Raw genomic sequence first — 22,806 nt, forward strand, 5'->3', positions numbered from 1 at the left:
CATGACCGATCCGAACATCCCCGACGGCGAACCGCAGGTTCCCGCCGAGCAGGTCCCGCCCGCGCAGGTGCCGCCCGCGCCAGAGGCGCCGCCCGCGGCACCGCCGGCACCGGCGGCACCCGTCTCCGACGCGCCGCCCGCGCCCGCTGAACCAGCAGCACCCGCCGCCCCGGTATACAACGCTCCACCCGCTGCTCCGGCCGCTGCACCGCCGGCACCGGCGTATGACGCGCCCGCGCAGGGCGCCCCGGTGCCTCCGCCCGCTGCACCGCAGTACGCCGCTCAGCCGGCAGCACCGCAGTACGCCGCCCAACCGGCCGCACCGCAGTACGGTGCGCCGCCGGTCAACCCCTACGCGCAGCCGTATACAACGGCTCCGGCGCAGAAGGCACCCGTGCTCAGCATCATCGCGCTGATCACCGGTATTCTCGGCGTGTTCACGTCGTGGTTCTTCTTCGGAGGACTGTTCTCGATTGCGGCCATCGTGCTCGGCTTCCTCGGCAAGAGCAAAGAACCGCAGGCGAAGGGCATGTGGCTGACCGGCATCATCCTCGGATTCGTCGGCATCCTCGTGCTCGTGATCGCGATCATCTTCACGATCATCGTGCTCGTCGCCGTCGGAAACCTTGGTTCATACACATACTGAGTCGACGCGCACGCCAGACGGGCCGCTCTCCCACGGGAGGGCGGCCCGTCGGTGTTGGGTGCCGGAGATTTCGAGACGGCCGCGAGCGGCCTCCTCAATCAGCGGGACAGACGGCCGCGGGCGGCCTCCTCGATCAGCGGAGCTTGTTGGTGTTTGGTTGGGGTGGGGTGGATCTCGAGACGGCCGCGGGCGGCCTCCTCGATCAGCGGGACAGACGGCCGCGAGCGGCCTCCTCGATCAGCGGGACAGACGGCCGCGGGCGGCCTCCTCGATCAGCGGGACAGACGACCGGCCTTCGGCAAGCTCAGGGGCCGGCTTTCGGCAAGGGCTAGAGGCGGTCCACGAGCAACGCCTCGTGTTTGCCGCCGATGCGGGTGAGCACGAGCGTGGCGGAGGCGTCACCACGAAGGGACAGGCGGGTCCGCAGGGCGGCGGGGTCGACATCCGCCCCGCGCTTTTTGATCTCGAGCGTGCCGATGCCGCGCTCGCGCAGTGCGCGCTTCAACTCGCGTTCCTGGAACGGCACCCGCTCGCGCACCCGGAATCCAGCGGCAAACGGGGTGCCGACCGGCTGGTCGGTCGTCAAGTAGGCGATGCCGTCGCTGATCATCCGCGCGTTCATGCGGCGCGCGAGGTCGCCGATCAAGCGAGCGCGGATCACTGAGCCGTCGGGCTCGTAGAGGTACTCGCCGAGGTCGCCGACCGGCTCATCCTCGCTGTCTGCCGGCCCGGCGAGTTCCGCAGGCTCGCCGTCGGACAACACCAGTGCAGACCGACGGATGCCCTCCCTGGCCACCGCTCCGAACCAGACTCCCAGCTCCACGAGTTGGCCGTCGACGGAGATCCATTGCGCCTCAGCGTCGTGGGGGATGAGATTGCGGTCGAGGCCTGGCCCGAGCTTGACGCCCGCGGGCATCCGTTCGCCGAGGCCGAAGGCGAAGTCGAGGCTCGGGGAGTACTCGTTCGGGTCGGTCAAGCGCTTGGTGTTGGAGTGGCCCGCTGTGCGCCGAGCCGGATCGATATAGACGCCGTCGACGTCCGCCAGTGCCGCAGCGCTGCCGGCCGCATCTTCCGCGCGGGCGTTCACGACGTTCGCCGTCTCGAATGGTGCAAGGTTGTATGCTGCGATCGCGGCAGTGATCTCGTCGGCTTCCACCGCGGTCACGGTGAGGCCGAGCGCAGCCATCGCCAGGGCGTCCCCACCGATGCCGCAACCGAGGTCGGCGATGTGGCCGGCACCGGCGCTCTGGAACCGCCCAGCGTGCAGTGCGGCCACTCGTAACCGCGTGGCCTGCTCCAGGCCCGCGGCGGTGAACAGCATACGCGAGGCGAACTCGCCGAACTTCGACCTCGCCTTACCGCGCAGCTTCGCTTGGCTGAGCACCGCAGCGACAAGCGCGGGCGGATGCCCCGCCTTGCGGAGCGCGGAAACGCTGGCAAGCGCATCCGTCGACGAGGTGTACTCAGGCAGCGAGTCGAGAAGCCGAAGCCCCGCCGGACTCATCAGTTCGAGCAGTTCCGAGCGTTCCATTCGACCAACTTATCTGGTCGGCCTATTTGGTCGATTCGAGGGCGATCTTTGGCACTCACGTTGCGAGAGTGCCAGCACAGGCTCTAAACTCGGTCTTAGCACTCTCGGTGTGAGTGTGCTAACTCCAGTCTTCAGTACGAGAAAGAGGTCAAACGTGTCGGTCTCCATCAAGCCGCTCGAGGATCGCATTGTTATCAAGCAGGTTGAGGCTGAGCAGACCACAGCTTCCGGCCTGGTGATCCCGGACACCGCCAAGGAAAAGCCCCAGGAGGGCGAAGTCATTGCGGTCGGCCCCGGTCGCATTGACGACAACGGCAACCGTGTTCCGCTCGACGTCGCCGTTGGCGACAAGGTGCTGTACTCCAAGTACGGCGGAACCGAGGTCAAGTTCGGCGTCGACGAGTACCTCGTGCTCTCGGCCCGCGACGTTCTCGCTGTGGTCGTGCACTAAGCACGTTCGTTTTGTGGAAGGGCCCGGATGGCGAAAGCCGCCCGGGCCCTTTCTTTGTCGGTGGTCGAGTAGCGAGCGCTAGCGAGCGAGGGTCTCGATACGCGTACTCGCTGCGCTCGTGCGCTACTCGACCACCTGACGGAACCGGTGGTCGAGTAGCGAGCGCTAGCGAGCGTATCGAGACCGACGGCGCACGGCGACGAGGTAAGCGGATGTCGGCGGGTGGCCATAGCATTGGTCAGTGAGTTCGCCGCCAGCTGCATCCCCGACCCGCGCCGTGCGCACGGGCTCGAGTGAGCCGAGTAGCCGCAGCGGGCTGATCTTCGCGATCGTCGCATACTGCCTGTGGGGTGTGCTTCCGATCTACTTCGTCGCCCTGCAACCGACCGGGGCATTCGAGATCGTCGCCTGGCGAGTGCTGTTCTCGCTCGTGTTCTGCGCGATCCTGATCGCCGTCACCCGGGCCTGGCACCCGCTTGTTGGGATCCTGCGTCGCCCGCGGATCGTTCTCATCATGGGTGCTGCCGGTGCCCTGATCTACATCAACTGGCAGACCTACGTCTACGGAGTTGAAGCAGGGCGAGTCGTCGAGGCCGCGCTCGGCTATTTTATCAACCCGATCGTGACCGTATTTCTCGGTGTGATCGTGTTGCGCGAGAAACTGCGGATCACGCAGTGGATCGCAGTGGCCGTGAGCATCATCGCGGTCGGTGTGCTGACCGTGGGTTACGGATCTCTTCCGTGGATCGCGCTGGTGCTCGCATTCTCGTTCGGTCTCTACGGTCTGGTCAAGAAACAAGTCGGCAAAGACGTGGATGCCGTCTCCGGGCTCACCCTGGAGACCGCCTGGCTGGCGCCGGTCGCCGTGATTCAGCTGATCGTCGTCGGCGCGACCACTGGAATTACACTCGGCACGATCAGCACCTGGCACACGGTGCTTCTCGTTTCCGCCGGTGTGATCACGGCAGTGCCGCTCTTGCTGTTCGCGGCTGCAGCGCGCCGGCTTCCGCTGATCTATCTCGGGTTCATCCAGTACTTCGCTCCGTTCATCCAGTTTCTCGTCGGCGTGTTTCTGCTGCACGAGGCGATGCCGCCGGAGCGCTGGTTCGGATTCGGCCTCGTCTGGCTCGCACTCGTCATCCTGAGCGTGGATATGGTCGTCGCGACGCGGCGACAACGCAGGAGCCGGGCAGCGGCATCCGAAAGCTGTGAGCCCGGAGGCACGCCCACAGCGGATCCGCTCCCGGAATAGTCACGGCGTTCTGCCGTTAACATGGAGTATTGCCGAAAATCGCGGATGGCACTGCGAATATCGACGAGCACAGCGAAGCTTCTTGATGCGCAGAGGATGACATGGAACAGAGCGATCCCTTCGGTTTCATCGGCCTGACCTACGACGATGTGATGCTCCTTCCCGGGCATACGAACGTGATCCCGAGCGAAGCGGACACCTCGACCCGCTTGACCCGCCGCATCTCGATGGCGACACCGCTGCTCTCCTCCGCGATGGACACGGTGACCGAGGCGCGCATGGCGATCGCGATGGCGCGCCAGGGAGGCATCGGCATCCTGCACCGCAATCTGTCGATCGAAGACCAGGCCGCGCATGTCGACAAGGTCAAGCGCAGTGAATCCGGCATGATCACCAACCCGGTGACGACGACGCCGGATGCGACCGTTGCCGAGGTCGACGCGCTCTGCGCCCAGTTCCGGATGAGCGGCCTGCCTGTCGTCGATGCGGCGGGCACCCTCGTCGGCATCATCACGAACCGTGACATGCGCTTCGTCTCCGAGTTCGAGAAGGCGTCGACACTCGTTCGCGACGTCATGACACGCACGCCGCTGATCACGGCCCCGGTCGGCATCGACACGGATGCTGCGGTCGCGATCTTCGCGCAGCACAAGATCGAGAAGCTGCCGCTCGTTGACTCCGCGGGCAAGCTCAAGGGCCTGATCACGGTCAAGGACTTCGACAAGAGCGAGCAGTACCCGCACGCCACCAAGGACGACGAGGGCCGGCTTCGGGTCGGCGCTGCGATCGGCTTCTTCGGCGATGCGTGGGATCGTGCGATGACCCTCGTCGACGCGGGCGTTGACGTGCTGGTTGTCGACACCGCCAACGGCGACAGCGAGGGCGTGCTCGACATCATCCGTCGACTGAAGGCCGAGACGGCAGCCGCGCACGTCGACATCATCGGCGGAAACATCGCGACCCGTTCGGGTGCGCAAGCATTGATCGAGGCGGGCGTTGACGCGATCAAGGTCGGCGTGGGCCCCGGCTCGATCTGCACGACGCGCGTCGTCTCCGGCGTCGGCGTTCCTCAGGTGACCGCGGTGTACGAGGCGTCGCTGGCCGCGCGTGACACCGGAGTGCCGGTAATAGCGGATGGCGGGCTGCAATATTCGGGAGACATCGCGAAGGCGCTCGTCGCCGGGGCCGATTCCGTGATGCTCGGCTCGTTGCTCGCCGGTTGCGATGAGAGCCCCGGCGACCTGGTGTTTATCAACGGCAAGCAGTTCAAGAAGTATCGCGGCATGGGTTCGCTCGGGGCACTGCAGACGCGTGGCAAGAAGACCTCGTACTCACGCGACCGATATTTTCAAGCGGATGTGCCGAGCGACGAACAGCTGATCGCTGAGGGCATCGAGGGTCAGGTGCCGTACCGCGGCCCGCTCTCTGCCGTCGCGTACCAGCTGGCCGGCGGTCTGCGCCAGTCGATGTTCTACGTCGGTGCTCGCACGATTCCGCAGCTGAAGGAGCGCGGCAAATTCGTGCGCATCACCGCCGCGGGGCTGAAGGAATCGCATCCGCACGACATCCAGATGGTCGTCGAGGCGCCCAACTACCGCGGCTGACGGGTCGTCTGTCGCGATCGTGCTGTCGTTCCCTGAGTGTAGTGTTGTCGGTTCCTGAGCGCAGTCGGCGAGCAGGCAAATCGAGACCCTCATGACCCGCACGGTCGGGTCTCGATACACGTCCTCGCCGGCGCTCGTGCGTTACTCGACCACCGGTACCGTTGGTCGAGTAGCCGGCGAGCTTCGGCCCCTGAGCGTAGTCGACGGGCCACCTGGTGCTGCGTGTTCGTAGGCCGTGGCGGGCGGCGCTTCGGCTTCGCTCAGCGACCGGGGGCTTCGCTCAGCGACCGGGCAATCGGCCCTGGATCACATCATCGCGGGCTCGACCGCGGTCATGTCCTTTTCGATCGCCGCTCGCAATTCGGGTCCGTCGACGTGACCGTGTGCGGTCACATCGTGCCAGACGGCGAGTTCTAACACCTCGTCGTGTGTTCCGGCAATTGTGACCTGGCAGTTCGCGTCACTCGGTGTCTTGCGGCAGTCAACCATCACTCTGTTCATCATTCACCCCCTTGGCCTGCACGTTAGAGATTCATCATCACGCGCGAACAAATGCGGTCAGTGTGCCTGCTTCGCGTAGTCCGTGGCCCCGTACCAGTCGACAACGACCACGGGTTCGTCGCCCACGACCCAGGCATCGTGGCCCTCGGGAAGGCTGGTCACGTCGCCCGGGCCTGCAAGCAACTCGCGGCCGTCATCCATGTGAATGGCAAGCTGACCACTCACGTGATACTGGAAGTGGGGAGCTTCACAACTTGCAGTTCCGGCTATCGGCTTGACATCGTTCGACCAGCGCCACCCGGGTTCCAGAGTCAGGCGACCGATGGTGCCGTTTTCCATCTCGAGAATTTCCGCCTTACCGTGTGGAAACGTTCTGGTCTGCGTCGGGAAACCGAAATTCTCCTGTTCGACAGTGCTCATCTCTATTGACCTCCTTGTCGCTCGCAGCGTTGCGCAACAGTATCTATCTACTAGTAGATAGATACAAGTAGATTCGTGAGTATGCTGGTCGGATGGCCACTCAAACAGTGGGGACGGACACAGCGGCACGCATCCTGGATGTGACCGAACGCCTCGTGCAGCAGCGCGGCTTCAACGCGTTCAGCTATGCCGATGTCGCCGGGGAACTCGGCATCACGACCGCTTCACTGCACTACCACTTCGCCAGCAAGGCGTCCCTGGGGTTGGCCGTCGTCGATCGCTACACCGGGCGATTTCAGTCCGCGCTTGACGAACTCGATCGTGGCGCTCCGGATGCGGCGGCGAAACTTGTCGGCTACACCAGGCTTTACGCAGAAGTTCTGCGGCAGCACCGGATGTGCCTGTGCGGCATGCTCGCGGCCGACTATCTCACCCTGCCGGAGCCGATGCGCTCGGCGGTGCTCGACTTCTTTCAGCGCAATGAGAAGTGGCTGACAGCGGTGCTGGATCAGGGCGCCGAGGACGGCTCGCTTCAAACGACCGAAAGCACTGCAAGCGCGGCGTCCACGATGATCGGCGCGATCGAGGGCGCGATGCTCGTCGCGCGCGCGTTCGACGACGTCGAGCGCTTCGAACGCACCGCGGATGTCATCCTCGCTTCGCTCACTCGCTGAGCCGGTCGGTCGCTCTCCACCGAGTCGCCTCGCGAAGGGTCATTCGAGGTGACTCAGGGGTGCACGAGCCGCGCCATGCGGTCGATGGCCTCGGTGAGCACCTCGGGGGAGCAGGCGAAGTTGAGCCGGACGAACCCGGCACCTTGCGCACCGAAGTTGTGCCCGGCGTTCAGGGCGACACGCGCGTGCTTCAGAATGTGCCTGCGCGGGTCGTCGCCCCAACCCAGGGCCCGCAGGTCGAGCCACGCCAGGTAGCTGGCGGCCGGTTCGCGGTAGCCGACCTCGGGCATCCGCTCGGTGAGCAGCGTCGTCAGCAGTGCACGATTCGAGCGGATGCTGCGCAGCACCCCGTCGAGCCACTCCTCACCCTCTGCAAATGCGGCGGCATTCGCGATGCGCCCGAACAGACTGGTGCGAAAGTGAACCTCGTCGGGCAGCGCGGACAAGCGGGTGCGCATCCGGTCGCTGGCCGTCACGAACAGCGCGCACTTGAGACCAGCGAGGTTCCAGGCTTTGCTTGCGGAATGCGCTGCGACCCCGTGCTCGCGGGCGGCATCCGACACGGACAGGAACGGCGTGAACGGGGCATCCGCACCGGTGGGGGTGGCAGTGGAGGAGAGATGGCACAGTGGGGCGTGGATCTCGTCGCTGATGATCGTGGCGTCGTACTGCGCCGCGATCTCTGCGAGGCGCGCTAGCTGGTCTGCAGGATGCACGAGCCCGACCGGATTGTGCGGGTTGCACAGCAGCATCGCTCGGGCGCCCGCGGCGAATGCGGCCTCGATGCCGTCGAGGTCGAGCGCCCACGTCGCCCCGTCGTCCAACAGCGGTACCTCGACGACGCTGCCGCCGGCTTCGGGCACCAGATCGAAGAACGGCGGATAGATCGGCGGCGTGATGACGACAGGGTCGCCGGGGGTGATGGAGAGCCGAAGCGACTCGACGAGCACGACACTGACATCGGTGGTGGTCGACAGGTGTTTCGGGTCGACCGACCAGCCCCAGCGCCGACGCGCGAAATCCGTGAAAGCCGCGGGCAGCGGGTTGCGCCCGGGCCCCGCATAGCCGGTGTCAGAGCGGCGGATGGCGTCGGCCAGCGCCGCCGCGATCGGCTCGGCGAGCGGGTAGTCCATTTCAGCGACGAACAGAGGCAGCACGTCATCCGGATATTCGGCCCACTTCTCGCTCGTGCGCGTGCGGAGGGTTGCAAGTGGCTCAGCGTGGACATCCATGCTTCAAGCATGCCCGAACATCTGGCACAGTTGAGAGCAATCGATCAGCGTAGAAAGTAGACACGCAATGCTGCCACTCAAGCTCGGCTACAAGGCCTCGGCTGAACAGTTCGACCCGCGCACCCTCGTTGAGATCGCGGTGTTGGCCGAACGACACGGCATGGAGAGCGTGGCGGTCAGCGACCATTTCCAGCCGTGGCGGCACGCCGGAGGTCACGCGCCGTTCTCACTCGCGTGGATGGCAGCCGTCGGCGAGCGCACGTCCAGAGTGCAGATCGGCACATCGGTGCTGACCCCGACGTTCCGTTACAACCCGGCCGTGATCGCGCAAGCGTTCGCGACACTCGGCTGCCTGTACCCGGGGCGCATCATGCTGGGCGTCGGCACCGGCGAGGCACTCAATGAGATCGCCACCGGGTTCCGCGGTGCCGGCGAGCAGCGCTGGCCCGAATTCAAGGAGCGGTTCGCTCGGCTTCGCGAAGCGATCGCACTGATGCGAGCGCTGTGGACCGACGACCGGGTCAACTTCGAGGGCGAGTATTACTCGACGCACGACGCGAGCATCTACGACCGGCCGGAGGGCGGCATCCCCGTCTATATCGCAGCAGCCGGCCCGATGGTCGCACGATATGCGGGGCGAGCAGGCGACGGCTTCATCTGCACATCGGGCAAGGGCATGGAGCTCTACACCGAGCAGCTGATACCGGCAGTGGCGACCGGAGCCGCGGCCGCCGGTCGCGACAGCGAAACCATTGACCGGATGATCGAGATCAAACTCTCCTACGACACGGATCCGACCGCGGCGCTGGAGAACACCCGGTTCTGGTCGCCGCTGTCGCTGAGCAAAGAGCAGAAGCACGACATCACCGATCCGATCGAAATGGAGCAGGCGGCGGATGCCCTCCCCATCGAGACCATCGCGAAGCGTTGGATTGTCGGCTCGGACCCGGAAGAAACCGTCGAGGCGATCGCCCAATATGTGCGCGCCGGCTTCAACCATCTCGTCTTCCACGGGCCGGGGGCCGACCAGGAGCGCTTTCTCACGCTCTTCGAGCGGGACCTCGCGCCCCGCCTGCGCGCGCTCGATCCTGTCGGTCGCTGAGCGCACCTCGGTCGCTGAGCGAAGCCCGGTCGCTGAGCGAAGCCCGGTCGCTGAGCGAAGCCCGGTCGCTGAGCGCAGCCGAAGCGCGGTGCGGGGTGGCCCTTCCGCGCACAGGGAACGACCACGACCCCGGTCGCTGAGCGAAGCCGAAGCGTCGTGCAGGGTGGCCCGTCGGCTGCGCTCAGGGAACGATCACAACGCATGCCGAGCCGAGCCATGACTGAGGCGGCGGCTAGGCTGGAGCGGTGAGCATGGAGATCGAGATCGGCAGGGCCAAGCGCGCGCGCCGTGTGTATGCGTTCGATGATGTGGCGATCGTGCCGAGCAGGCGAACACGCGACCCCGAGGACGTTTCCGTCAGTTGGTCGATCGACGCATATCAGTTCGATATCCCATTCCTCGCCGCACCGATGGACTCCGTCGTCTCGCCGACGACCGCGGTCATGATCGGCAAGCTCGGCGGTCTCGGTGTGCTCGACCTGGAAGGTGTCTGGACGCGCTATGAGGATCCGGAGCCGTTGCTGGCCGAGATCCGATCGCTCCCTGCCGAGCGGGCGACGTCGCGGATGCAGCAGATCTATGCCGAGCCGATCAAGGCAGAACTGATCAGCCAGCGCTTGGCCGAAATCCGCGAGGGCGGTGTCACGGTCGCCGGCGCACTGTCGCCGCAGCGCACCCAAGAGTTTTACGAGACCGTGGTAGCTGCCGGTGTCGACCTGTTCGTCATCCGCGGCACAACGGTCTCCGCCGAGCACGTCTCCAAAGACCGCGAACCGCTGAACCTGAAGAAGTTCATCTACGAGCTGGATGTGCCCGTCGTGGTCGGCGGTGCCGCGACCTATACGGCGGCGCTGCACCTGATGCGCACCGGTGCTGCCGGTGTGCTCGTCGGCTTCGGCGGGGGAGCCGCGACGACCACCCGCAAGACTCTCGGTATCCATGCGCCGATGGCCACCGCGGTCGCCGATGTCGCCGGCGCTCGCCGCGATTACATGGACGAGTCGGGCGGCCGCTACGTGCACGTGATCGCCGATGGCGGGCTCGGCTCTTCCGGCGACATCGTCAAGGCGATCGCCTGCGGGGCGGATGCCGTAATGCTCGGCACCGCGTTGGCCCGGTCGACGGATGCGCCGGGCGGCGGCTGGCACTGGGGGCCCGAGGCGCACCATCCGCAGCTGCCGCGTGGCAACCGCGTTGCGGTCGGACAGGTCGCAACGCTGGAGGGCGTGCTCTACGGGCCGTCACCCGTTGCGGATGGCACGTCCAACCTGGTCGGTGCCTTGCGGCGCTCAATGGCCACGACTGGCTACTCGGATCTGAAAGAATTCCAGCGCGTCGAGGTGATCGTCTCGCCGTACCAGGAGCACTAACAAAAGCCGTCCGCACGGGTACGGCTGGGCACAGCGATCGGGCACAGCGGTCGGCAGACAGGTCGGGCAGGAGCCCGAGGGAGGCGGAGCGCATGCCACGCAGCGGTCTCGTAACACATTCATCGAAGCTCGGGCCGACCGAACGGGCGGCTTCGATCGCCTCGCTGAAGAACACCGAGCTCGACATTCTCGTCATCGGCGGCGGCATCGTCGGCACCGGTTGCGCCGTGGATGCTGTCACTCGCGGTCTCTCGGTCGGCCTGCTCGAGCAGCGGGATTGGGCATCCGGAACCTCGAGTCGGTCCTCGAAGCTCGTGCACGGCGGCATCCGCTATCTGGAGCAGCTCGATTTTCGCCTGGTGCGCGAGGCGCTGATCGAGCGCGGCCTGCTGCTGCAGCGGATCGCGCCGCACCTGGTGAAGCCGGTGCGCTTTCTGTATCCGCTGCGAAAACGGTTCGTCGAGCGGGCATATGTCGGTGCGGGCATGCTTCTCTACGATGCGTTCTCCTACACAGGTTTGCGCCCGCCGGGTGTGCCGCACCACCGGCACCTGTCCAAGCGGCAGGTCGAGCGTGCCATCCCGTCCCTTGCTCACGACGCGCTGATCGGTGGCATCACCTACTACGACGCGCAGGTCGACGACGCCCGCTACGTCGCCAATCTGGCGCGCACCGCTGCCGCGTACGGAGCGCACGTTGCAAACCGGGTGCGTGTCGAGGGCTTTCTCAAGGTCGGCGAGCGCGTCGTCGGTGTGCAGGCTCGCGACCTGCAGACGGACGAGCGCTTCGAGATTCGTGCAAAGCAGGTGGTCAACGCAACTGGGGTGTGGACCGACGACACCCAGTCCATGGTGGGGGAGCGCGGGCAGTTCAAGGTGAGGGCCTCCAAGGGCGTGCATCTCGTCGTGCCGCGCGACCGCTTTCAGTCGAAGATCGGGCTGTTGCTGCGCACCGAGAAGAGCGTGCTGTTCGTCATCCCGTGGGGCAGGCACTGGCTGATCGGCACGACAGACACCGATTGGACCCTGGACAAGGCGCATCCGGCCGCGACCGCCGCCGACATCGACTATCTGCTCGAGCACGTGAACTCGGTTCTAGCGGTTCCGCTGACTCGCGAAGACGTCGAGGGCGTCTACGCCGGCCTGCGTCCGCTTCTGGCAGGTGAATCCGAGCAGACCTCGAAGCTGTCGCGCGAGCACATCGTCGCACACTCCGTGCCTGGCCTGGTCGTCATCGCCGGCGGCAAGTGGACGACATACCGCATCATGGCGAAAGACGCGATCGACGCGGCAGCGGATGCGCTCGACGGCAAGATCCCGCCGTCGACGACGCAGGAAATCGCCCTCGTCGGAGCGGAAGGCTATCAAGCCGCGTGGAATAAACGGGCGAGAATCGCAGCAAAGTCAGGCCTGCACGTTACCCGGATCGAGCACCTGCTGAACAGATACGGCACGCTTGCTGAGGAGCTGCTTGCCCTGATCCACGCGCATCCGGAACTGGCCGACCCGCTACCCGGAGCCGACGACTACCTCGGCGTCGAAGTCGTGTATGCGGCCTCGCACGAGGGTGCTCTGCATCTGGACGACGTGCTCGCGCGACGCACGCGCATCTCAATCGAGGCATGGGATCGCGGCGCGTCCGCGGCTCCGGTTGCCGCCGCACTCATGGCAGGGGTACTCGGTTGGGACGAGAAACGTCAGAAGCGCGAGGTGGCGTTCTACCTGCGCCGCCTCGAGGCCGAGCGCGCGTCGCAGACCCAACCGGATGACGCATCCGCCGATCGCGTGCGCCTGGAAGCCCCCGACTTCTCGGTGACATAGCCCCCGCTGGTCGAGTAGGTCGCTCAGCGACCGTATCGAGACCTCCGCGCGCCGGACTGCGAGGTCTCGATACGCGTGCTCGTTCCTCGCGCGCTACTCGACCACCGGCTGGGGAGTCGCCCTCCGTTACACTTAACGAACGCCCTCACGAGACACGCACGGGAGTCCAACCATGGTTGATGTTCGGCGGGTCAAGCTGCCCGGCGTCGGTGTGCTGCACACCTTCGTGACGGATGACGGCGGCAAAGTGGGCGTGATCGCCCACCGTTCCGGTCACAGCGACCTGATCACGTTCTCCGACGACGAAGACGGTTCGGACGTGACGAAAGTCTCGCTACGACTGAGTGAAGACGAAGCACACACGCTGGCTGAACTGCTCGGTGGCACGCAGATCACCGAGTCACTGACGGCGCTCGACCAGATCCCGGGCTTGTCGATCGATTGGTTCACGGTTGACTATGAGGACTACATCGCCGGACAGTCGCTCGGCAGCCCGGCCGATCGCGGTGTCGCGGGGCTCACGGTCGTCGCGGTGGTGCGCGGTGAATCCGCCAACCCGGCGCCGTCCCCTGACTTCAAAGTGTTCCCGGGCGACACGCTCGTGGTGGCAGGTTCGCCGGAGAAAGTCGCGCGCACGTTCACGTTCTTCCGCTCCGGTGAGCTGCCACAAGCGACCGCGGCCATCGCCGTCGACGCGCCACCCGGAGGGTAGTGATGCATCTCGGTGATGACCTCATTGTTCTCGGCCTGCTGCTGCTCGTCGCATACGTGCTCGGCAGGCTGGGGCGGTTGGTCAGCTTGCCGGCGATTCCGATCTACATGCTGGTGGGGCTGTTGGCCAGTAAGAATCAAGGCTGGTTCCCGCTCAATTTCGACTCGAACTACATCGAGCTGATCGCCGTCTTCGGGCTGATTCTGCTGCTGTTCAGTCTCGGCCTCGAGTTCGATCAGGATGAGTTCTTCGGCAGTGCCGGCAAGCTGCTGATCTCCGGCGGCTTGTACATCGTGCTGAACATGGGAGTCGGCTTCCTGTTCGGCATGATGACCGGCTGGGGCACCCGCGAGGCACTCGTGATCGCCGGCATGACCGGCACCTCATCCAGTGCCATCATCACAAAACTGCTGATCGAGCTTCGGCGTCTGGCCAACAAAGAGACGCCGATGATCCTCGGCGTGACCGTGGTCGGCGACATCTTCATCGCGATCTATCTGGCGATCGTCTCGGTCGTGCTCAGCGGCAAGACCGAGATCTGGCCGATCATTCTGCAATTGTCGATCGCATTCCTGTTCCTGATCGTCATGTTCACGATTGCGCGCTGGGGTGGCCGGGTCGTGTCCCGACTGGTGCGCACGAAGGACGACGAGCTGTTTACCATCCTCTTCTTCGGGCTCGCTGTCTTGTTCGCCGGCATCGGCGAGCTCATCGGCGTGACGGATGCGATCGGCGCGTTCTTAATCGGCCTCGTTCTCGGCGCCAGTCGCTACCGCACGAAAATCGAACGTGTCGCTGTGCCGCTGCGCGATGTCTTCGCCGCCTTCTTCTTCCTCAACTTCGGCCTCGCCTTAAACGTCTCAGACTTCCCGCAGGTAATCGGCATCGTGCTGCTGGCCGTCGTGATGACATTCGTGCTCAACATCGCCTCCGGTGCGATCATCGCGCGAATGCACGGCTACCGCCTGCCAGAGGGTCTGAATGCTGCCGCCATCCTTGTCAACCGAGGCGAGTTCACTCTGATCCTCGCCACGCTGTCGGTTTCCGCCGGCCTGGACTCCCGGCTGACACCCTTCGCCGGGCTGTACGTCTTGATCATGGCGGTGCTCGGGCCGCTGTTTGCGGCGAATTCAGAGAGAATGGGTGCTGTACTGGTCGGACGGCGCCGCGCGAAGCAGGGCGGCCCGCCGCGGGAGAAACGCAACCCCATGCTCGATGAGGAGATCGCGCTCGTCGAGGCGGCGACATCCGGACCCTCGGGCGCACCGGATGCCGACACGCGGCAGGCGATCGACCGGGTCGTCGAGCAAGCCATGCGCCAGAGCGACACCGATGTGAACCGAAAGCAGAACTGAGATTTCCAGCCACAATACCTCCGTGCGCGACCCGGAGAGCCTGCACCAGCGCTCGACGCTGCTTCGAACGATGGTGCGCCCGAAATGGCTCCTGGCGCTCGTGTTCGCGCTGGCTGTCGCCGCCGGATTCGCCGCACTCGGGCAGTGGCAGTTGCAGCGGGCAATCGAATCGGGCACGGTCGTGCAGCGGCCGACCGAAACCGTGATTCCGTTGACCAAAGCGGCGCAGCCGAACACCGACGTGCGCACCGACATGGTCGGCCAGCTCGTGACAGCGACCGGTGCGTTCGCACCGCACGACTATCAACTGCTTGAAGGTCGGCTCAACAACGGCGCGACCGGCTATTGGGTCGTCGCCCGGTTCACGTTGGCCGACACGGATGCCGCGGGTCGGCCCGTCGAACTTGCCGTGGCCCGTGGCTGGGCACCTGACAAAGCGGCCGCAGACCGTGCAGTGGCGAAATTGACTGCAGAACCGGCAACACAGGAGACGATCACGGGTCGACTGCTGCCCCCAGAGGCTCCGACCGCGCCAGCGGCGAGCGAGAACCCTCAGACCATGAGCGCGATGTCCACTGCCGCGCTGTACAACCTCTGGACCGGCGTCGACGGCTCGGATGTGTACATCGGCTACGTCGTGCAGCACGGTACTCCGCCGGCCGGTCTCGTCAAGATCTATTCGCCGCCGCCGATCGAGCAAGCCACGTTGGACTGGTTGAACGTGTTCTACGCCCTCGAGTGGGCCGTTTTCGCAGGTTTCGCCGTCTTCCTCTGGTATCGCGTGGTGCGCGACGCGTGGGAGCGTGAGGAGGAGGATGCGGTGGCTGCGGAGGCTGTGGATGCTGCCGAGGCGGGCGCATCCGCACCCCCGGTGGTCGAGTAGCGCCGCGAGGAACGAGCGCCGTGTATCGAGACCTGGCTCTGCACGACGGATGACCCTTGGTCTCGATTCGCTCGCCCTTCGGCTTCGCTCAGGGACCGAAAGCTCGCGTTCTACACGACCAGCGGGGTGTCGGTAGGTGATCAACCGCTAGCGGTGAGCGATCACGCTCAGGATATGCAGGTGTTTGTCACCGAACGGAGTGCTCGCCGGTCCTTCTGCCTCAGCCAGTTTGTCGATCGTGAAGCCCGCCAGCAGTTCCGTGATATCCGAACGGCCCTGAAAGTTCATGGTGGACCGGCCGACCCAGGAATCGTTTGGGCCGAAGAAGTCGCCCACGAACCATCCGTCGGGTTTGATCGATGCGAGTATCACGTTCCACAGCTCTGGAAACGCGGCCTCGGCACAGAACGGCAGGGATCGGCCGGCGTACATCAGATCGCTGCTGGGAAGCGTGGTGATAGCTTCGAAGTCGAGCCGTGTCGTGTGGAGGCGAGCCGAGGCATCAGTTGGGCTTGTGTTCAGGCCGGCGGGCACGCGCTCTTCTGTGCCGATGGCACCGTCGTAGGCGTAAACAGTCCAGCCGTTCACGGCGAGGAAGCGCGACTCCGTTCCGTCGCCGGCGCCGAGGTCGATCGCCGTGCCCGGGGTGCGATCGCTGCGCGCGGCCAGCGCTTCGGTGAGAAGAGGGCGAACGGGGCGGCCCGTTCCGGAGGCGAGGAACGAGGACCAGTTCATGGTTCCAACGTAGTCGCCGCAATCGGCCGACCCGTTCGTGACCGCCGCGATGGCTGCGCGCTGCGGGGTTCAGACGCGCGGGATAGTCTCGAGAGTGTGAAGCGTTCCATGACCCCATTTGTCATCATCGGCGGAATCAGCATTGTGCTTGGCGGTGCACTTTCTGCGGCGACCGCTTTATCGCCCAGCTACACGGCGTCGTGGGCGGTCGCATACATTGTGCTGGTCGCCGGTGTGGCGCAGCTCGTTCTCGGCATCGGGCAGGCGCGGCTTGCCACCAAGCAGCCGTCTGGGCGTGTGATCGCGATCGAAGCCGTGACGTTCAATCTGGCGCACGTTGGTGTGGTCCTTGGAACCGTGCTGGCCGTGACTCCTGTCGTCTTCATTGGTGCGGCGCTACTCGTGATCGCGCTGATCCTGTTCGTGTGGGGTGTGCGTGGGGGTCGCACCGACAGCAGGGCGATGCTCTATGGCTTCCGGATCATCGTCGTGATCCTCATCGTGACGGCCCCGATCGGCCTGGTGATCGCGGCAGTGAGGGGCGCCGCGTCGTAGGCACCATACGAGCTCATGCGCTGGCTAGTAGCACAGGTGCTACAATGGGCGCATGGGATCTGTTGGGCTTCGTGCTTTGCGTCAGGACGCGTCTGAACTTGTGCGGCGAGTCGAACGCGGTGAGGAGATCGAAATCACCGTCTCCGGTCGAGTAGCGGCTCGGATGGTTCCTGCCGGGCCGAAGCGCTGGCAACGCTGGGATGACATTGCCGACATTTTTACTGGACCGTCTGACCCTGATTGGGAACGTGACCGCGATGTGATCGATCAATCCATCGACAACCCGTGGGAGAACCATTCGTGAAGGCAATCCTCGACACAAGCGTCTTGCTTGCGCACGATGTGCGGCCGCTGGAAGGTGAACTCGCGATCAGCGTCGCGACGATCGCCGAGTTGCACTTCGGCGTGCTGGTCACCGCCGACGACCGGGTCCGCGCCGAGCGTCTGCGCAGGCTGGCGGGCCTCCAACGCAAATTCGACGCGCTGCCCATCGATGATGCGGTGGCCGCAAGCTATGGGCAACTTGCAGCCGCCGTTGTCGGAATTGGTCGTCAGCCGCGATCTCGAGTGCTGGACCTCCTGATCGCTGCCACCGCGCACGCGCACTCGGCGCGCTTGTACACACGCAACGCGGCGGATCTTTTCGGAGTCGAGGGTTTAGTCGAGATCATCTCCGTCTGATCCAGGATCACAGCCCGCGATCGGCTTGCCCGCGATCAGGGGCCATCCACGTCGGCAACGTAGACTGATCTCATGCCCAGTACCCCCGATCCGGAGGACGGCGGATCCCTGTTCTCCCGCACCATCGCCCAACTTTCCTCCGCCTCCAGCGCCCGCCCGCGTGCCGTCGATCTGCCCAAGATCCCGGGCGCGCTGAAGCTCTACCGCGTGACGGCGTACATCACCGGAATCATGCTCCTGCTGCTCGTCGCCGAGATGATCGTGAAGTACGGGATCGGCTACTCGCTGTATGCATTCGCCCCCGGACTCCCCGTGCTCGCGTTCGTTCCGTGGAACGCAGTTGACGGCAACGGCGGCACGACGGGTGTCGACCTGTCCACAGCGATCCTGATCGCTCACGGCTGGCTGTACGTGCTGTATTTGTTCGCCGACTTCCGGCTGTGGAGCCTGATGCGGCTGTCGTTCACGAAGTTCGTGCAGATCGCGCTCGGTGGTGTCATTCCGTTCATGTCTTTCATCGTCGAGCACTACATCACCAAGCAGGTGCGGGCATACCTCGCGAAGCGCGAGGCCGAAGACCTGGCTGCCGGAATCGGTGCAGGGTCAAGCTCGGGAACCGGCACCGGATCGACCAACGTGGAGGCATCCCATTAGCGAACCCGTCACCGATCCGGCCGCCGGTACAGCCGCTCGCCCGGTTCTCGTCGTCGATTTCGGTGCGCAGTACGCGCAGTTGATCGCGCGACGCGTGCGAGAGGCATCCGTCTATTCAGAGATCGTGCCCCACACAATCACGGCAGCAGAGGTCGCGGCGAAGAACCCGATCGGCATCGTGCTGTCGGGCGGGCCGTCGAGCGTGTACGAGGAAGGCGCGCCCGCGTTCGACTCGGCGATCTTCGATCTCGGGGTTCCGACACTCGGCATCTGCTACGGCTTCCAGGTGATGGCAACCGCCCTCGGCGGCGAGGTCGCGCAGACAGGCGCTCGCGAATACGGGTCGACGGACGTCACCGTCAGCGACGCCGGCGTGTTGCTCGCGGACCAACCGGCGCAGCAGACCGCGTGGATGAGCCATGGCGACTCCGTGGCCAAGGCACCGGCCGGGTTCGATGTGCTGGCGTCGACTGCTTCGACCCCCGTTGCGGCGTTCGCCAGCGACGAGCGCAAACTTTACGGCGTGCAATGGCACCCCGAGGTGAAGCACTCCGCGTTCGGGCAGGCCGTGCTCGAAAACTTCCTGCACCGTGCCGCAGGCATTCCGGCCGACTGGAACAGTGAGAACGTCATTGAGACGCAGGTGGCCGCGATCCGCGCGAAGGTCGGCGGCGGCAAGGTCATTTGCGGGCTCTCCGGCGGGGTCGATTCCGCCGTGGCGGCGGCAATTGTGCACAAGGCGATCGGCGACCAGCTGACCTGCGTGTTCGTCGACCACGGCCTGCTGCGCCAGGATGAGCGGCGCCAGGTCGAGGAAGACTACGTGGCGGCCACGGGCATCCGCCTGGTGACGGTGGATGCCGTCGATCAGTTCCTCGATGCGCTGGCCGGGGTCAGCGACCCGGAGGAGAAGCGCAAGATCATCGGGCGTGAGTTCATTCGCACGTTCGAGAAGGCGCAGGCCGATCTCATCGCGGAAGCGGCGGCGGGCGGCGACCCGATCCGATTCCTGGTGCAGGGCACTCTCTACCCGGATGTCGTCGAATCCGGCGGAGGCACCGGCACGGCCAACATCAAGAGCCACCACAACGTCGGGGGCCTGCCCGAAGACCTGCAGTTCGAGCTCGTCGAACCACTGCGCACCCTGTTCAAAGACGAGGTGCGCGCCATCGGCCGCGAGCTCGGCCTGCCCGAGGCGATCGTCGGCAGGCAGCCGTTTCCGGGGCCGGGCCTCGGCATCCGCATCGTCGGTGAGGTGACGCGCGAGCGCCTCGACCTGCTGCGAGAAGCGGATGCGATCGTGCGCACCGAGCTCACCGCCGCCGGTCTCGACAACGAGATTTGGCAGTGCCCTGTTGTGTTGCTGGCAGATGTGCACTCGGTTGGCGTGCAGGGCGACGGGCGCACGTACGGGCATCCGATCGTGTTGCGGCCGGTCTCGTCCGAAGATGCGATGACCGCGGACTGGACGCGGCTGCCGTACGACCTCTTGGCCAAGATCTCCAACCGGATCACGAACGAAGTGAAGGATGTCAACCGGGTCGTGCTCGACGTCACGTCGAAGCCGCCGGGTACCATCGAGTGGGAGTAGCGCGGCGCACTCGCCGTGGGTCATGCCCCTCTCCTTTGATCCACCCGGGACGCGGTGAGGACGCGGTTCGGAAGTGCTCTCGCGGCTCGCGCTTGGGCTCGGGTTGGCGATCCGCGATATGATCACGACAATCCTGGTATCGGATCGCGGGTCGCTGTGACTACTCGCGATCGTGGTCGTGGTGCGCCTCAACAGCATCGACGTGGAGACGCGTAAGCCCAGAAGTACGGAAGCACAGAAGTACGGAAGCACAGAAGTTCAGAAGCAAGGAAGCTCAACGATGACAGACAGTCCAATCACCGGCCCGACGATTTCCAATCTGCTGCGCGAGGATCGAACGTTCCCGCCGAGCGAGGCGTTCGCCACGCAGGCGAATGTCACGGCGGATGCCTACGACGAGGCTGGCGCGGATCGTCTCGCCTTCTGGGACAAGCAGGCCGAGAGGCTGGACTGGGCGCAGCACTGGGATCAGACGCTCGACTGGTCGAACCCGCCGTTCGCCAAGTGGTTCGTCGGCGGCAAGCTGAACGCCGCATACAACTGCCTTGATCGGCATGTCGCCAATGGCCTCGGCGACCGCGTCGCCTACTACTTCGAAGGTGACCGCGGCGACTCACGCGTGATCACGTACAAAGAGCTGTTGGACATGGTCTGCCAGGCCGCGAATGCGCTCGTTTCGCTCGGCGTCAAAACCGGCGACCGTGTTGCGATCTACATGCCGATGATCCCCGAAACCGTTGTTGCAATGCTGGCCTGTGCCCGGTTGGGCGCGCCGCACACTGTCGTATTCGGCGGGTTCTCCGCTGAAGCACTGCGCAGCCGCATTGAGGACTGCCAGGCGCGTATCGTGATCACCGCCGACGGCGCCTTCCGCAAGGGCACATCCTCGCCGCTGAAGCCGGCAGTCGATCAGGCGATCGCGGATGGCGCGGACGTCGACACGGTGCTGGTCGTCAAGCGCACCGGCGACGAGGTCGCGTGGGTCGATGGTCGCGATCTCTGGTGGCACGACGTCGTGGATGCCGCCTCGAAAACGCACGAGGCCGAGTTCTTCGATGCTGAGCATCCGCTTTACGTCATGTACACGTCGGGCACGACAGGGAAGCCGAAGGGCATCCTGCACACCACGGGCGGCTACATGGTCGGAACGGCATATACGCAGTGGGCGGTCTTCGACTTGAAGCCCGAGACGGATGTCTACTGGACCGCGGCGGACATCGGCTGGGTCACCGGGCACAGCTACATCGTGTACGGGCCGCTTGCCAACGGCACGACCTCCGTGCTGTACGAAGGGACACCGGATTCGCCGCACCAGGGTCGGTGGTGGGAGATCATCGACAAGTACAAGGTGACGCAGCTTTACTGCGCGCCCACCGCCATCCGCACGTTGATGAAGTGGGGTTCGCAGATTCCGGAGAAGTACGACCTGTCGTCGCTGAAACTGATCGGTTCCGTGGGGGAGCCGATCAACCCGGAGGCCTACATCTGGTATCGGCATTTCGTCGGGCACGACAAGACGCCGGTTGTCGACACTTGGTGGCAGACCGAGAACGGCATGATCCTCGTGAGCCCGCTGCCCGGTGTGACTGCGGGCAAACCCGGTGCTGCAATGCGAGCGCTTCCCGGTGTCGTGATGGACATCGTCGACGAAGAGGGCGAGTCTGTTCCGAACGGCGAAGGCGGCTACATCGTGGCGACCGAGCCGTGGCCGAGCATGTTGCGCACGATCTGGGGTGACGACCAGCGCTACATCGACACCTATTGGTCGCGGTTCCCGGGCAAATACTTCGCCGGTGATGGCGCGAAACGTGACGAGGACGGCGACTTCTGGCTGCTCGGGCGGGTCGACGACGTGATGAACGTATCCGGTCACCGTCTGTCGACGACGGAGATCGAATCGGCGCTTGTCTCGAATGAGAAGGTTGCCGAGGCCGCGGTGGTCGGCGCATCCGATCCGATGACCGGGCAGGCTATCGTGGCGTTCGTGATCTTGCGCAGCGAGGCCGGTGACGGCGGTGAGAATGTCGTCGCGGAGTTGCGCGAGCATGTCGCCACACAGATCGGCAAGATCGCCCGGCCGCGCCAGATCATGGTGGTCGCCGAACTGCCGAAGACTCGAAGCGGCAAGATCATGCGGCGTCTGCTTCGCGATGTCGCCGAAGATCGCCCGGTCGGTGACGTCACAACACTCGCTGACTCGACCGTGATGGACGCGATCAAAACCGGCATGGAGGCGCGGGCCGACGCAGAGGGCTGAGCCGCGTGCTGGCCGTGAATTGGCTCGACGTCGTCGTGCTCTTCGTTGCGGGCACTGCGGCCGGCACGATCAACACGGTCGTCGGTTCCGGATCGCTGATCACCTTCCCCGCACTGCTCGCTCTCGGTTATCCGCCGATCATCGCGAATGTCACGAACAACATCGGGGTCTTTCCGGGCGGCGTCAGCGGCGCGTGGGCGTATCGCCGCGAGCTCAAAGGGCAGTGGCGCCATGTCTGGCCGCTGGCGACCTTTTCGTTCGTCGGAGGGCTCGCCGGCGCGCTTCTGCTGTTCGTCTTGCCGGCGGCCGCGTTCGATGCCATCGTGCCGGTGCTGATCATCATCGCCTGCGTGCTTGTGATCGCGGGGCCGTGGTTGAAGCGCTGGGCCGAAAGCCGACGAGCGGATGCTCACACCACGCCGATTCAGCGGGTCGCGTTGCGAACCGGTGCCGGACTCACCGGGGTCTACGGCGGCTACTTCGGTGCGGCTCAGGGCGTGATCCTGCTTGCGCTGTTGTCGATCCTGCTGCCCGGTGACCTGAACAAGGCGAACGCGTACAAGAACGTGCTGGCCGCGATGGCGAACGGTGCCGCCGCGGTCGTTTTCCTGTTCACGGGCAAGATCGCCTGGCTCGCCGCGCTGATGATCGCGATCGGCGCGATCCTCGGAGGGCAGCTCGGCGCAACGATCGGGCGGCGCCTCCCTGCCGTCGTCTACCGCATCGTCATCGTGCTGATCGGCGTCGCGGCCGTGGTGTACTTCTACGTCAAATGACGGC

The 22,806-nt window shown here is 65.1% G+C and carries 23 protein-coding genes; 18 read left to right on the top strand and 5 right to left on the bottom strand.

Annotated features, from left to right (window positions below; genetic code table 11):
• The first annotated feature begins 1 nt into the window (after window position 1).
• Window positions 2-646 carry a DUF4190 domain-containing protein gene (locus QU604_RS04270; protein ID WP_308467554.1) on the top strand — a complete coding sequence of 215 codons (645 nt, stop codon included), beginning with the start codon at window positions 2-4 and terminating at the stop codon, window positions 644-646.
• Between the two features lie 328 nt (window positions 647-974).
• Here QU604_RS04270 and QU604_RS04275 read toward each other — a convergent pair whose 3' ends face one another.
• Window positions 975-2,177, bottom strand: coding sequence for a THUMP-like domain-containing protein (locus QU604_RS04275; protein ID WP_308467555.1), 1,203 nt, complete (start codon window positions 2,175-2,177; stop codon window positions 975-977).
• 154 nt (window positions 2,178-2,331) lie between these two features.
• Between QU604_RS04275 and groES the strand changes: the two genes are divergently transcribed.
• The 3 genes from groES to guaB all read left to right on the top strand — a co-directional run bounded on the left by groES (window position 2,332) and on the right by guaB (window position 5,484).
• Window positions 2,332-2,628 (top strand): co-chaperone GroES, encoded by a 297-nt coding sequence (groES, locus tag QU604_RS04280; protein ID WP_308467556.1) that lies wholly within the window; start codon window positions 2,332-2,334, stop codon window positions 2,626-2,628.
• A 277-nt stretch (window positions 2,629-2,905) separates the two neighbouring features.
• Window positions 2,906-3,880, top strand: coding sequence for an EamA family transporter RarD (gene rarD / locus QU604_RS04285; RefSeq protein WP_308468841.1), 975 nt, complete (start codon window positions 2,906-2,908; stop codon window positions 3,878-3,880).
• Window positions 3,881-3,981: 101 nt separating this feature from the next.
• Window positions 3,982-5,484, top strand: a complete 1,503-nt coding sequence (gene guaB, locus QU604_RS04290) for an IMP dehydrogenase (RefSeq protein WP_308467557.1) — start codon at window positions 3,982-3,984, stop codon at window positions 5,482-5,484.
• A gap of 306 nt (window positions 5,485-5,790) precedes the next feature.
• Here the strand turns inward: guaB and QU604_RS04295 are convergent, their stop codons facing one another.
• Together QU604_RS04295 and QU604_RS04300 are read right to left on the bottom strand one after the other, a co-directional pair.
• Window positions 5,791-5,988 carry a DUF1059 domain-containing protein gene (locus QU604_RS04295; RefSeq protein ID WP_308467558.1) on the bottom strand — a complete coding sequence of 66 codons (198 nt, stop codon included), beginning with the start codon at window positions 5,986-5,988 and terminating at the stop codon, window positions 5,791-5,793.
• 54 nt (window positions 5,989-6,042) lie between these two features.
• The gene (locus QU604_RS04300; protein ID WP_308467559.1) at window positions 6,043-6,405 is read right to left on the bottom strand and encodes a cupin domain-containing protein; all 363 of its coding nucleotides are present in this window, start codon (window positions 6,403-6,405) and stop codon (window positions 6,043-6,045) included.
• A 92-nt stretch (window positions 6,406-6,497) separates the two neighbouring features.
• Between QU604_RS04300 and QU604_RS04305 the strand changes: the two genes are divergently transcribed.
• Window positions 6,498-7,079 carry a TetR/AcrR family transcriptional regulator gene (locus QU604_RS04305; protein ID WP_308467560.1) on the top strand — a complete coding sequence of 194 codons (582 nt, stop codon included), beginning with the start codon at window positions 6,498-6,500 and terminating at the stop codon, window positions 7,077-7,079.
• 53 nt (window positions 7,080-7,132) lie between these two features.
• Here QU604_RS04305 and QU604_RS04310 read toward each other — a convergent pair whose 3' ends face one another.
• A complete protein-coding gene (locus tag QU604_RS04310; RefSeq protein ID WP_308467561.1) occupies window positions 7,133-8,311 on the bottom strand; it encodes a MalY/PatB family protein in 1,179 nt (392 codons plus the stop codon).
• A gap of 67 nt (window positions 8,312-8,378) precedes the next feature.
• On the opposite strand from QU604_RS04310, the gene fgd reads away from it, so the two are divergent.
• The 6 genes from fgd to QU604_RS04340 all read left to right on the top strand — a co-directional run bounded on the left by fgd (window position 8,379) and on the right by QU604_RS04340 (window position 15,553).
• Complete coding sequence (gene fgd / locus QU604_RS04315) at window positions 8,379-9,413, top strand: glucose-6-phosphate dehydrogenase (coenzyme-F420) (protein ID WP_308467562.1); 1,035 nt, start codon at window positions 8,379-8,381, stop codon at window positions 9,411-9,413.
• A 251-nt stretch (window positions 9,414-9,664) separates the two neighbouring features.
• Window positions 9,665-10,783 carry a GuaB3 family IMP dehydrogenase-related protein gene (locus QU604_RS04320; protein WP_308468843.1) on the top strand — a complete coding sequence of 373 codons (1,119 nt, stop codon included), beginning with the start codon at window positions 9,665-9,667 and terminating at the stop codon, window positions 10,781-10,783.
• A gap of 92 nt (window positions 10,784-10,875) precedes the next feature.
• Complete coding sequence (locus QU604_RS04325; protein WP_308467563.1) at window positions 10,876-12,603, top strand: glycerol-3-phosphate dehydrogenase/oxidase; 1,728 nt, start codon at window positions 10,876-10,878, stop codon at window positions 12,601-12,603.
• Window positions 12,604-12,775: 172 nt separating this feature from the next.
• On the top strand, window positions 12,776-13,315 hold the full coding sequence (locus tag QU604_RS04330; protein ID WP_308467564.1) for a cation:proton antiporter regulatory subunit: 540 nt from the start codon (window positions 12,776-12,778) through the stop codon (window positions 13,313-13,315).
• 2 nt (window positions 13,316-13,317) lie between these two features.
• On the top strand, window positions 13,318-14,670 hold the full coding sequence (locus QU604_RS04335; protein ID WP_308467565.1) for a cation:proton antiporter: 1,353 nt from the start codon (window positions 13,318-13,320) through the stop codon (window positions 14,668-14,670).
• Between the two features lie 22 nt (window positions 14,671-14,692).
• A complete protein-coding gene (locus QU604_RS04340; protein ID WP_308467566.1) occupies window positions 14,693-15,553 on the top strand; it encodes an SURF1 family protein in 861 nt (286 codons plus the stop codon).
• Between the two features lie 147 nt (window positions 15,554-15,700).
• Here QU604_RS04340 and QU604_RS04345 read toward each other — a convergent pair whose 3' ends face one another.
• Window positions 15,701-16,288 carry a class I SAM-dependent methyltransferase gene (locus QU604_RS04345; protein ID WP_308467567.1) on the bottom strand — a complete coding sequence of 196 codons (588 nt, stop codon included), beginning with the start codon at window positions 16,286-16,288 and terminating at the stop codon, window positions 15,701-15,703.
• A 108-nt stretch (window positions 16,289-16,396) separates the two neighbouring features.
• Between QU604_RS04345 and QU604_RS04350 the strand changes: the two genes are divergently transcribed.
• The 7 genes from QU604_RS04350 to QU604_RS04380 all read left to right on the top strand — a co-directional run bounded on the left by QU604_RS04350 (window position 16,397) and on the right by QU604_RS04380 (window position 22,802).
• Window positions 16,397-16,843 carry a hypothetical protein gene (locus QU604_RS04350; protein WP_308467568.1) on the top strand — a complete coding sequence of 149 codons (447 nt, stop codon included), beginning with the start codon at window positions 16,397-16,399 and terminating at the stop codon, window positions 16,841-16,843.
• Between the two features lie 52 nt (window positions 16,844-16,895).
• The gene (locus QU604_RS04355) at window positions 16,896-17,147 is read left to right on the top strand and encodes a type II toxin-antitoxin system Phd/YefM family antitoxin (RefSeq protein WP_308467569.1); all 252 of its coding nucleotides are present in this window, start codon (window positions 16,896-16,898) and stop codon (window positions 17,145-17,147) included.
• Window positions 17,144-17,524 (top strand): type II toxin-antitoxin system VapC family toxin, encoded by a 381-nt coding sequence (locus QU604_RS04360; RefSeq protein WP_308467570.1) that lies wholly within the window; start codon window positions 17,144-17,146, stop codon window positions 17,522-17,524. Before QU604_RS04355 ends, QU604_RS04360 begins: the two co-directional genes overlap by 4 nt.
• Before the next feature lie 72 nt (window positions 17,525-17,596).
• Window positions 17,597-18,178, top strand: a complete 582-nt coding sequence (locus QU604_RS04365) for a DUF3817 domain-containing protein (protein ID WP_308467571.1) — start codon at window positions 17,597-17,599, stop codon at window positions 18,176-18,178.
• Complete coding sequence (gene guaA / locus QU604_RS04370) at window positions 18,174-19,769, top strand: glutamine-hydrolyzing GMP synthase (RefSeq protein ID WP_308468844.1); 1,596 nt, start codon at window positions 18,174-18,176, stop codon at window positions 19,767-19,769. Before QU604_RS04365 ends, guaA begins: the two co-directional genes overlap by 5 nt.
• 280 nt (window positions 19,770-20,049) lie before the next feature.
• On the top strand, window positions 20,050-22,026 hold the full coding sequence (gene acs / locus QU604_RS04375) for an acetate--CoA ligase (RefSeq protein ID WP_308467572.1): 1,977 nt from the start codon (window positions 20,050-20,052) through the stop codon (window positions 22,024-22,026).
• A gap of 5 nt (window positions 22,027-22,031) precedes the next feature.
• Window positions 22,032-22,802, top strand: a complete 771-nt coding sequence (locus QU604_RS04380) for a sulfite exporter TauE/SafE family protein (RefSeq protein WP_308467573.1) — start codon at window positions 22,032-22,034, stop codon at window positions 22,800-22,802.
• The last annotated feature ends 4 nt before the right edge of the window (window positions 22,803-22,806 follow it).

This window comes from Rathayibacter sp. SW19 (assembly GCF_030866825.1).
Taxonomy (GTDB): Bacteria; Actinomycetota; Actinomycetes; order Actinomycetales; family Microbacteriaceae; genus Rathayibacter_A; species Rathayibacter_A soli.

Excerpts from the sequence above, each read along its gene's own strand:
- QU604_RS04270 (WP_308467554.1), top strand. The coding sequence starts at position 2 with ATGACCGATCCGAACATCCCCGACGGCGAACCGCAGGTTCCCGCCGAG.
- QU604_RS04275 (WP_308467555.1), bottom strand. The coding sequence starts at position 2,177 with ATGGAACGCTCGGAACTGCTCGAACTGATGAGTCCGGCGGGGCTTCGG.
- guaB (WP_308467557.1), top strand. The coding sequence starts at position 3,982 with ATGGAACAGAGCGATCCCTTCGGTTTCATCGGCCTGACCTACGACGAT.
- QU604_RS04295 (WP_308467558.1), bottom strand. The coding sequence starts at position 5,988 with ATGATGAACAGAGTGATGGTTGACTGCCGCAAGACACCGAGTGACGCG.
- QU604_RS04300 (WP_308467559.1), bottom strand. The coding sequence starts at position 6,405 with ATGAGCACTGTCGAACAGGAGAATTTCGGTTTCCCGACGCAGACCAGA.
- QU604_RS04305 (WP_308467560.1), top strand. The coding sequence starts at position 6,498 with ATGGCCACTCAAACAGTGGGGACGGACACAGCGGCACGCATCCTGGAT.
- QU604_RS04310 (WP_308467561.1), bottom strand. The coding sequence starts at position 8,311 with ATGGATGTCCACGCTGAGCCACTTGCAACCCTCCGCACGCGCACGAGC.
- fgd (WP_308467562.1), top strand. The coding sequence starts at position 8,379 with ATGCTGCCACTCAAGCTCGGCTACAAGGCCTCGGCTGAACAGTTCGAC.
- QU604_RS04320 (WP_308468843.1), top strand. The coding sequence starts at position 9,665 with ATGGAGATCGAGATCGGCAGGGCCAAGCGCGCGCGCCGTGTGTATGCG.
- QU604_RS04325 (WP_308467563.1), top strand. The coding sequence starts at position 10,876 with ATGCCACGCAGCGGTCTCGTAACACATTCATCGAAGCTCGGGCCGACC.
- QU604_RS04330 (WP_308467564.1), top strand. The coding sequence starts at position 12,776 with ATGGTTGATGTTCGGCGGGTCAAGCTGCCCGGCGTCGGTGTGCTGCAC.
- QU604_RS04335 (WP_308467565.1), top strand. The coding sequence starts at position 13,318 with ATGCATCTCGGTGATGACCTCATTGTTCTCGGCCTGCTGCTGCTCGTC.
- QU604_RS04345 (WP_308467567.1), bottom strand. The coding sequence starts at position 16,288 with ATGAACTGGTCCTCGTTCCTCGCCTCCGGAACGGGCCGCCCCGTTCGC.
- QU604_RS04350 (WP_308467568.1), top strand. The coding sequence starts at position 16,397 with ATGACCCCATTTGTCATCATCGGCGGAATCAGCATTGTGCTTGGCGGT.
- QU604_RS04355 (WP_308467569.1), top strand. The coding sequence starts at position 16,896 with ATGGGATCTGTTGGGCTTCGTGCTTTGCGTCAGGACGCGTCTGAACTT.
- QU604_RS04365 (WP_308467571.1), top strand. The coding sequence starts at position 17,597 with ATGCCCAGTACCCCCGATCCGGAGGACGGCGGATCCCTGTTCTCCCGC.
- acs (WP_308467572.1), top strand. The coding sequence starts at position 20,050 with ATGACAGACAGTCCAATCACCGGCCCGACGATTTCCAATCTGCTGCGC.